The sequence below is a fragment of the Mesorhizobium sp. M2E.F.Ca.ET.209.01.1.1 genome, assembly GCF_004010375.2.
In the GTDB taxonomy this organism is placed as follows: Bacteria; Pseudomonadota; Alphaproteobacteria; order Rhizobiales; family Rhizobiaceae; genus Mesorhizobium.
In genome coordinates this window covers 1-294 of sequence record NZ_SADP02001114.1, presented here as the reverse complement: position 1 = coordinate 294, position 294 = coordinate 1, and the positions used below count along the sequence as shown (strand labels likewise).

Sequence of the window (294 nt, the reverse complement as noted above, 5' to 3'; positions counted from 1 at the left end):
TCCGTCCGCGGGTTCGCCTGGCGAGAAAAGTCTCGTCCACAGCTGTTCGACATTGAATGTGACCGGCCTCAGCCTTTGCGGCGGCTGCCCTTCGTCGGCGCCGGATCGTCGGCGGGCGGCCCTTCAGGCCGGTTGCCCATCGCCTTACGCGCCAGCGCCTCGGCCGCCAACGGGTCCGGTTGGCCGGCCGGTATCGTCACCGCGCCGGGCAACGCGGCGCCCGGCTGTTCGCCCAGCCCCTTGTCCCCGCCCTTGACCTCGCGCTCGATTTCTTCGCGGGCCTGATGCCAGTGT

The 294-nt window shown here is 70.4% G+C and carries 1 protein-coding gene; it reads right to left on the bottom strand.

Annotated elements, in window-relative coordinates:
• Positions 1-68 precede the first annotated feature (68 nt).
• Positions 69-294, bottom strand: a 226-nt coding sequence (locus EN852_RS41525; protein WP_210238336.1) for a hypothetical protein, incomplete at its 5' end; no start/stop codon positions are given.